Origin of the sequence: Mesorhizobium sp. CA4 (genome assembly GCF_020165075.1) — a bacterium.
GTDB lineage: Bacteria > Pseudomonadota > Alphaproteobacteria > Rhizobiales > Rhizobiaceae > Mesorhizobium.
In genome coordinates, this window is sequence record NZ_JAIUHK010000019.1 from 109,237 (window position 1) to 116,139 (window position 6,903).

General features: G+C 64.5%; 5 protein-coding genes. 3 read left to right on the forward strand and 2 right to left on the reverse strand.

The window, feature by feature from the left end:
• The first annotated feature begins 207 nt into the window (after positions 1 to 207).
• Positions 208 to 1,191 carry a complex I NDUFA9 subunit family protein gene (locus tag LB528_RS17215; RefSeq protein WP_224511712.1) on the forward strand — a complete coding sequence of 328 codons (984 nt, stop codon included), beginning with the start codon at positions 208 to 210 and terminating at the stop codon, positions 1,189 to 1,191.
• Between the two features lie 109 nt (positions 1,192 to 1,300).
• Here the strand turns inward: LB528_RS17215 and LB528_RS17220 are convergent, their stop codons facing one another.
• Complete coding sequence (locus LB528_RS17220; RefSeq protein WP_224715653.1) at positions 1,301 to 2,671, reverse strand: cytochrome P450; 1,371 nt, start codon at positions 2,669 to 2,671, stop codon at positions 1,301 to 1,303.
• A gap of 179 nt (positions 2,672 to 2,850) precedes the next feature.
• On the opposite strand from LB528_RS17220, the gene LB528_RS17225 reads away from it, so the two are divergent.
• Together LB528_RS17225 and gyrB are read left to right on the forward strand one after the other, a co-directional pair.
• Entirely contained in the window at positions 2,851 to 3,423 is a 573-nt protein-coding gene (locus LB528_RS17225; RefSeq protein ID WP_224715654.1) for an NADPH-dependent FMN reductase, read from the forward strand.
• A 239-nt stretch (positions 3,424 to 3,662) separates the two neighbouring features.
• The gene (gene gyrB / locus LB528_RS17230) at positions 3,663 to 6,134 is read left to right on the forward strand and encodes a DNA topoisomerase (ATP-hydrolyzing) subunit B (RefSeq protein WP_224511717.1); all 2,472 of its coding nucleotides are present in this window, start codon (positions 3,663 to 3,665) and stop codon (positions 6,132 to 6,134) included.
• Between the two features lie 79 nt (positions 6,135 to 6,213).
• Here the strand turns inward: gyrB and LB528_RS17235 are convergent.
• On the reverse strand, positions 6,214 to 6,903 hold a 690-nt coding region (locus tag LB528_RS17235; protein ID WP_224715655.1), incomplete at its 5' end, for an NAD(P)(+) transhydrogenase (Re/Si-specific) subunit beta.

A 6,903-nucleotide genomic window follows, 5' to 3' on the forward strand; every position in this document is an offset into this window, starting at 1 on the left:
CGGCACCCTACGCCGCGAGCCGCCTTGGCTTTGTCCGGCTCGCGGTTGGCGGTGCTGCGCCAGGCGTTTAGGCGTGGACACTGCCCGGAAAACCCCGCTTCTTGAGAGCAGCGAAATCAAGCCGACGGCGACTTCCGGTCGCTCTTTGCCTTTGGCGAGAAACGGATTAAGAAACGGCTTCAGCCAAGCATTCGCGCGGAGCCAGTCATGACCGAAATCCTGCAGACCCCCAAGCTCGTCGTCGTCTTCGGCGGCTCGGGCTTCGTCGGTCGCCATGTGGTGCGCGCGCTCGCCAAGCGCGGCTATCGCATCCGGGTCGCCTGCCGGCGGCCCGACCTTGCCGGCCATGTGCAGCCGCTGGGCAATGTCGGCCAGATCCAGCCCGTGCAGGCCAATGTGCGCGTGCGCTGGTCGGTGGACCGCGCCGTGCAGGGCGCCGACCATGTCGTCAACCTAGTCGCCATCCTGCATGAGACCGGGCGCCAGAAATTCGGCGCCGTGCACGATTTCGGCGCGCGCGCCGTCGGTGAGGCCGCGCGCTCGGTCGGCGCCGGCCTCACCCAGATCTCGGCGCTCGGCGCCGATCTCAATTCGCCGTCCGAGTACGCCCGCACCAAGGCGCTGGGCGAAAAGGCGGTATTCGAGACGATTCAGGATGCCGTCATCTTCCGGCCGTCGATCAATTTCGGACCGGAGGACCGCTTCTTCAACCGCTTCGCCGGCATGGCGCGCCTGTCGCCCATCCTGCCGCTGATCGGCGGCGGGCAGAACAAGCTGCAGCCGGTCTATGTCGGCGACGTCGCCGAAGCGATCGCGCGCTCGGTCGACGGCAATGTCAAGGGCGGCCAGATTTATGAACTCGGCGGCCCGCAGGTGCTGACCTTCAAGGAATGCATGGAGGAAATGCTTGCCGTGATCGACCGCAGGCGCCTCCTGGTGCCGGTGCCGTGGTGGGTGGCGAACATCCAGGCGTCGATCCTTCAGCTGCTGCCCAATCCGCTCTTGACCAAGGACCAGGTGCTGCAGTTACGTGAGGACAACGTGGTCTCGGACGAAGCCGTCAAGGCCGCGAGGACGCTTGCCGGGCTGGGCATCCAGCCGCAGGCGATCGCCACCATCCTGCCCAGCTATCTCTGGCGCTTCCGCGCCGCCGGCCAATTCCAGCAGCGCCGGCCGATCGCCGACCGTTAGATCAGGATGACGTTTCGTTGAATCGCCACACTGATCTAACTTTTTGTCAAAGCATGATCTTTTCCGAAAACCGGTTCCCACTTTTCGGGACCATGCTCTTGAAACAGCTCTACGCCCGCCGGGAGACCTGCATTGGCAGGCCGCCCTGCGGCTGCGTGGTGAGCTTCTGCACCGGCCACGGCCGGGTCTCAGCCGTCACATCGAAGCGGAAGCGTGACAGCAGGATCGCCAGCGCGATGATCGCCTCCTGCATGGCGAAGCTGGCGCCGATGCAGACGCGCGGGCCGGCACCAAAGGGCAGGTACTGGAAGCGATCGATCCGGTCGCGGTTTTCCGGATGGAAGCGCTCCGGCAGGAAGGCGTCCGGCCTGTCCCAGAGTTTTCTGTGGCGATGCACGACCCAGGGCATCACCAGCACGGCGGCATATTTCGGGATATAGAGACCGTTCCAGGTCTCCGGCTCGATCGGCTCGCGGTTGATCGAGGGCGCCGGCGGATAGAGCCGCAGCGCCTCCTCGAAAGCGGCGCGGGTGAGCGGCATGTCATCCAGCCACTTGGTCGGATCGGGCTCGCGCGCCAGCACGACGTCGATCTCCTGCTCGACCTTGTCGCGCTCCCAGGGCGCCTCGGCGAGGCAATAGATGGTCCAGCCCAGCGCCCGCGCGGTCGTCTCATGGCCGGCGCCGATGAAGGTGATGATGTTGTCCTCGACCTCGGCGCGGGTCAGCCCGTCCGGCCCCTCGGCGCGCAGCAGAAGCGTGAGAAAATCCTGCGGCACGCCGTCGGGATCGCGCTTCAGCCGCTCCTCGCGCATCTTCACTGTGTTCGCCACGATATTGCGGAAATAGGCCATGGTCTTGCGGCCGCGGATGCGGGTTAGCCGCGGCAGCCATTCCGGCGCGCGCAGAAGGTCAAGCGGGTCGACACGGCCCATGGTCTCGAACAGGCGGTCGATCTCCTTGGCGAAGCTGCCGGGCTCGCCGGCGATCTCGCCGGAAAACAGCGTTTCGGCGAGGATGTCGTAGGTGAGCAGCGTCATGTCATGCGCGACATCGGTCATGCCGCCGGCCTCGTAGCGGGTGACGAAATCCAGCGTGCGCTTCAGCATCGGCCCGGCGAAGCCGAAGATGTGGCGCGGTGTGAACACCGGCGCCATCGCCTTGCGCGAGCGCCTCCACACCTCGCCTTCGGCGGTCAGCAGCCCGTCGCGCAGGATCGGGCGCAGGATCAGCTGGCGCACAGTCGCCATCTTGTAATTCTTGGCGTTATCGATCAGCACATGGCGGATGAGGCCGGGATCGTTGGCGATGACCAGAGGGCCGCCGATGCCGGTCACCGAGATCCAGGGCTCGTTGTAGGTATGCTCGCCCCACAGCTCGAGCGGATTGCGGTAGACGATGCGCATCATCTCCAGCGTCGAAGGCGGCTTTGTGCGCGGCTTGGGCGCCGGCGGCACAAAAGGGGCGGGCTTGGTGTCCATGAAGCATGCTCCGCTGTCAGCGCCGAATGTAGTGCCCGACAAGACCGGCGTCCATGTGAACCGGGCGGCAGCATACGATCGCCGTCTCGACGGAATGACCAGCATCAGCCAATCGCTGCTTGTTACCGGCGGCCGCCTGCGTTAGTCACCAATGGATACCGCCAAGCAGGAGCCCGCCCATGAAGCATCGTCTGGACATCATCATCGACAGCACGCGGCCGGGGCGCGCCGGTCCGATCTTCGGCGAGTGGCTGGAGGGCTTCGCGCGCGAGCACGGCAAGTTCGAGCCGGTGCTGACCGACATTGCCGCGTTCAACCTGCCGATCCTCGACGAGCCGCACCATCCGCGCCTGCGCAAATATGAGAACGACCATACCAAGGCCTGGTCGAAGGCGATCGACGCCGCCGACGCCTTCGTATTCGTGGCGCCTGAGTACAACTACTTCGTGGCGCCCGCGATCGTGAACGCCATCGACTATCTTATCCATGAATGGCGCTACAAGCCGGCAGCGATCTTCAGCTATGGCGGCGTCTCGGGCGGCCTGCGCGCGGCGCAGGCGCTGAAGCCACTGCTCACCTCCGTCGGCGTCATGCCGATCCCGGAAGGCGTGGCGCTGCCGGCTTATGCGACGCTGCTTGACCAGAACCGCGCATACCATCCCAGCGAACAGGTGCTGGGAGGCGCAAAGACGATGCTCGACGAGTTGTCCCGCTGGAGCGAGGCCCTGAAGACATTGCGGGCCGCCGCATAGGCACGGAAGCCTCCAGTGCGGCACTTGCGAGGCTGCGTATCGGCGCGGCTTTCGCGATCGAATGCCCACCTGCACAGGCCAGCATCCCGCGCCGGCCTGGAAGACCACTCGCCAAGCCGGCAAAATGGCCGCAAACCTTGGAAAACCAGCCGTTTGCGCCTATATCTAGGACATCAAAACGGCGCGATTCGGGGTGACTTTCCCGCGCCGGACCATCGACATCAATCAGACAGGTATTCATGAGCGACCAGACCGAAAGCGCCATTGGCGTGGAAGCCGAGTACGGCGCCGATTCCATCAAGGTTTTGAAGGGGTTGGATGCCGTGCGCAAGCGTCCAGGCATGTATATCGGCGACACCGATGACGGCTCGGGCCTGCATCACATGGTCTATGAGGTGGTGGACAACGCCATCGATGAGGCGCTGGCGGGCCACGCCGACCTCGTTTCAGTGACGCTCAACCCCGATGGTTCGGTGACCGTAATCGACAATGGCCGCGGCATTCCGACCGATATCCACTCCTCAGAGGGTGTTTCGGCAGCCGAAGTGATCATGACGCAGCTGCATGCCGGCGGCAAATTCGACCAGAACTCCTACAAGGTTTCCGGCGGCCTGCACGGCGTCGGCGTCTCGGTGGTCAACGCGCTTTCCGCATGGCTCAAGCTCAAGATCCGCCGCAACGGCGAAATCTTCGAGATGAGCTTCACGCATGGCAATGCCGACGCGCCGTTGAAGGTGACCGGCACATATGAGCAGAACAAACAGCCCGGCACTTATGAGGGCCGCAGCGGCAGCGAGATTACCTTCTTCCCGTCGGCCGAAACCTTCAGCATGATCGAATTCGATTTCGGCACGTTGGAGCATCGCCTGCGCGAGCTTGCCTTCCTCAATTCCGGCGTGCACATCATCCTGACCGATGCGCGCCATGCCGACCTGGTTCGCCATGAGCTGCACTATGACGGCGGCCTGGAAGAGTTCGTCAAATATCTCGACCGGGTGAAGAAGCCGCTGATCGAGACGCCGATCGCCATCCGCGCCGAGCGCGACGGCATCACCGTCGAGGTCGCGATGTGGTGGAACGACAGCTACCACGAGAATGTGCTGGCCTTCACCAACAACATTCCGCAGCGCGACGGCGGCACGCATCTGGCGGGCTTCCGCGCGGCGCTGACCCGGCAGATCACCGGCTATGGCGAAGCCTCCGGCCAGACCAAGAAGGAAAAGGTGTCGCTGACCGGCGACGATTGCCGCGAAGGCCTGACCGCGGTTTTATCGGTCAAGGTGCCGGACCCGAAATTCTCCTCGCAGACCAAGGACAAGCTGGTCTCGTCCGAGGTGCGCCCGGTGGTGGAGAGCCTGGTCAACGAGGCGCTCGGCACCTGGCTGGAAGAGCATCCGAGCGAAGGCAGGGTCGTGGTCGAGAAGGTGATCCAGGCGGCCGCGGCGCGCGAAGCTGCGCGCAAGGCGCGCGACATCACGCGCAAGAGCACGCTCGGCGTCACCTCGCTGCCCGGCAAGCTCGCCGACTGCCAGGAGCGCGACCCGGCAAAATCGGAAATCTTCATCGTCGAGGGTGACTCGGCCGGCGGCTCCGCCAAGGGCGGTCGCTCGCGCCAGAACCAAGCGATCCTGCCGCTGCGCGGCAAGATCCTCAACGTCGAACGGGCGCGCTTCGACCGCATGCTCTCCTCCGAAATGATCGGCACGCTGATCACCGCGCTCGGCACCTCTATCGGTAAGGACGAGTTCAACGCCGACAAGCTGCGCTACCACAAGATCATCCTGATGACCGACGCCGACGTCGACGGCGCCCACATCCGCACGCTGTTGCTCACCTTCTTCTTCCGGCAGATGCCGGAGCTGATCGAGCGCGGCCATCTCTACATCGCCCAGCCGCCGCTCTACAAAGTGACGCGGGGCAAGAGCTCGCAATATCTCAAGGACGAGAGCGCCTATGAGGAATACCTGATCGAGTCCGGGCTGGATGAGGCCTCGCTGGTGCTCGCCTCCGGCGAGGTGCGGACGGGGCAGGACCTGCGCGCCTCAATCGACGACGCGCTGGCGGTGCGCCAGCTGATCAACGGGCTGCACACACGCTACAACCGCAGCGTCGTCGAGCAGGCGGCGATCGCCGGCGCGCTCAACGCCGATGTGCTTGCCGATCTCGGCCGCGCCAACGCCATGGCGGAGCGCGTCTCCCTGCGTCTCGACATGATCGCCGAGGAAACCGAGCGCGGCTGGACCGGCCGGCTGTCAACCTCCAATGACGGCTCGGGTGGCTATGTCTTCGAGCGTACCGTGCGCGGCGTCAAGGACGTGGTGCAGCTCGATGGCGGGCTGATCAATTCGGCCGATGCGCGCCAGCTCGACCGCTACGCGCCGCGCCTGGCGGAAGTCTATGGCGAACAGCCGAGCTTGCGTCGGAAAGAAACCTCGGAGCTGGTTTCGGGGCCGCTGGCGCTGCTCAACGCGGTGTTCGCCTCCGGCCGCAAGGGTCTCACCATGCAGCGCTACAAGGGCCTCGGCGAGATGAATGCCGAGCAGCTCTGGGAGACCACGCTGGACCCGAATGTGCGCTCGCTGTTGCAGGTCAAGGTCAACGACGCGACGGACGCGGACTCGCTGTTCTCGCGGCTGATGGGCGACGAGGTGGAGCCACGGCGCGAGTTCATCCAGGACAATGCACTGTCGGTGGCCAATCTGGATATTTGAGCGGGGCTCGGCCGACAGTTTCTGCTACAAAAAAGCCCGGCATCCACCGGGCTTTTTTGTTGCAGAAACTGCGGCTGGATCAGTGATCCATCGCCTTGACGATTTCCTCGGTCATCTTCTTGGCGTCGCCGAGCAGCATCATGGTGCCGTCCTTATAGAACAGCGTGTTGTCGATGCCGGCATAGCCGGAGCCGAGCGAGCGCTTGACGAACAGGCAGGTGCGGGCCTTGTCGACGTCGAGGATCGGCATGCCGTAGATCGGCGAGGACTTGTCGTCGCGCGCGGACGGGTTGGTGACGTCGTTGGCGCCGATGACATAGGCGACGTCGGCCTGGGCGAACTCGGAGTTGATGTCCTCCAACTCGAACACCTCGTCATAGGGCACGTTGGCCTCGGCTAGAAGCACGTTCATGTGGCCGGGCATGCGGCCGGCGACCGGGTGGATGGCGTATTTCACTTCGACGCCGTTGGCCTTGAGCTTGTCGGCCATCTCGCGCAACGCATGCTGCGCCTGGGCAACCGCCATGCCGTAGCCGGGCACGATGATGACCTTCTGCGCGTTCATCATCAGATAAGCCGCGTCGTCGGCCGAGCCCTGCTTGACGGTTCGCTCGATACCGTCGCTGGCCACGGCGGCCGTCTCGCCGCCGAAGCCGCCGAGGATGACCGAGATGAAGCTCCGGTTCATGCCCTTGCACATGATGTAGGACAGGATCGCGCCGGAGGAGCCGACCAGCGCGCCGGTGATGATCAGCGCCAGATTGCCGAG

Bases quoted from the DNA above. Each gene is read 5' to 3' on its own strand.
- LB528_RS17215 (WP_224511712.1), top strand. From the start codon at position 208: ATGACCGAAATCCTGCAGACCCCCAAGCTCGTCGTCGTCTTCGGCGGC.
- LB528_RS17220 (WP_224715653.1), bottom strand. From the start codon at position 2,671: ATGGACACCAAGCCCGCCCCTTTTGTGCCGCCGGCGCCCAAGCCGCGC.
- LB528_RS17225 (WP_224715654.1), top strand. From the start codon at position 2,851: ATGAAGCATCGTCTGGACATCATCATCGACAGCACGCGGCCGGGGCGC.
- gyrB (WP_224511717.1), top strand. From the start codon at position 3,663: ATGAGCGACCAGACCGAAAGCGCCATTGGCGTGGAAGCCGAGTACGGC.